2 pseudogenes are annotated in these 1,892 nt (G+C 38.3%); both read right to left on the bottom strand.

The features are described 5' to 3' along the window. Positions 1-912 (bottom strand): annotated as a pseudogene (locus DUT70_RS01105) (hypothetical protein); the annotation flags it as partial. A 19-nt stretch (positions 913-931) separates the two neighbouring features. Continuing rightward, positions 932-1,892, bottom strand: a pseudogene (locus DUT70_RS01100) (hypothetical protein); the annotation flags it as partial.

Below are 1,892 nucleotides of genomic sequence, written 5' to 3'. Positions count from 1 at the left end.
AGGCCAACCAGTAGCTTCTACCTTAATTTCTTTGGCTCTTATTTTACCGTTTACGGAAAGTTTTTCTTGTGGAGTAGTTGTACCTATCCCTATATCGCCATTAGCTGCCGATAAGAATAAGCCCGTCTGATATTGCAATGAACTATAGTCATTAGCTGTTGGTGCATACTGCAACTGTAATCCTGGGCCGCCATGATCAATATCTGCTTTTATTTTTACGCCATACGACACATCAACACCAGCGTGGTTAACGATTTCAAGAGCAGCATTTCCATTTCCAATTTGCCCTAACTTTAAAACCTCGAAATTGTAATTTCCAGGGATGGAAATTTGCTTAGCTGCAATGTTATTTCCTAAATTTCCTAATTGCAAACCTGTTGAAGGTGTATTTGTTCCAATACCTACATTGCCACTTCCATCTGCGAACATTATTGGAACACCGTTATAATTATTGAAGCTAAAAGAATATCTATCTACAGTTCCACCTCCACCTCTCGAATACAACCCATAGCCTAGTGATGAAAGACTTTCGAAAAGCCCACTATGATCATCGGCTTGATTGCTTGTACCTCTAATCAACCCATTTACATGTAACTTAGCAAGTGGGCTAACTAAACCAATACCAACATTTCCTGCATCACTAATTAAGAGCTTAGGAGTAGTACTATCGTTCGTCCAGTTCCATATACTAAAATCATTTTCGTTAATCATGTTGGCTCCAGAACTAAGCGCCCAAGTTCGACCAAAGTTATTTCTCAAAAATATTTTAGAGGTATTACTATTTACAGGCCCTGAACCAATTGTAATAGAATTTTGTGCGCTATTCCCTCTATCGGTAACGGTTTGAAGGGTTTCCTGCGCCATGGCATTTGCGCATAGCGAAACAAGTAAAAAGGTAGTGATACGTTTCATTTTGATTCTAATAGTTTTATTATTTTTTGACTTTTATTATTCTCTCCAATTCCAATAATCGGTCTTCCAAACTTTTGTCTTTTTTTTCGTGTGCCGTTAATTGCTTATCTTTTTCTATTAAAAGCAACGTCATTTCCTCTATCTTCTTCAATAAAATCTTGTTCATCTCCCCTAGTGCTACACCTTCCTTTTCTACTTCTGCTGCAGCAGGTACTCCTGGCAAATGCCCATTAACTTTAATATAAGCTTCCAGCTCAGGCAAAGTATTGAGTTTATAATCAGGTTTAAACACGTAATCTGGCCAACCAGTAGCTTCTACTTTAATTTCTTTGGCTCTTATTTTACCATTTACTGCTAGCTTCTCTTGTGGCGTTGCTATTCCAATTCCTAAATTCCCATCTTCATTCAAAATCATTTTGGCAATACTCCAATTGGTAGAACCAGCCTTACTCGTAAAAAACCTCATAGAATGATTTTCTGTAGATTGATTTCCTACATTTCGAAAGTGACCTGCATATAAGTTAAGATCGTTTCCATAGGTCCTGATTTGTGCATCGTAATTATTTTCAACACCCAGTTCTAAACTTGGGTGATTATTTATCGACCCTATTTTTAAACCTACCGTACCGTCTGTTGAACCTGCGCCCACATGAATATCTAACATAGAGGACGGATTAGCGACACCTATCCCTAACTTCCCGCCAAAGTAAGTAGTCATGCTATGTCCATCTATCCCAAATACTTGCGCACCATCTGATCTTTTTAAGTTTAAAGAAATAGATTGATTGGTGTTATTGTACACATCGAAATAGCCCTGATTATAGCCATAAGCGGTTATCCTACTGCCAAACTGAGTAATGCTATTCACGGCAATTGGATTACTGGTGGTGTTCCCTCTATCGGTAACAGTTTGCAAGGTTTCCTGTGCCATGGCATTTGCGCATAGCGAAACAAGTAAAAAGGTAGTGATACGTTTCATT

The sequence above is a fragment of the Pedobacter chitinilyticus genome, from assembly GCF_003313385.1.
GTDB lineage: Bacteria > Bacteroidota > Bacteroidia > Sphingobacteriales > Sphingobacteriaceae > Pedobacter > Pedobacter chitinilyticus.
Note: the sequence above shows the minus strand (reverse complement) of the source record. Positions and strands in the feature narration are given on the sequence as shown.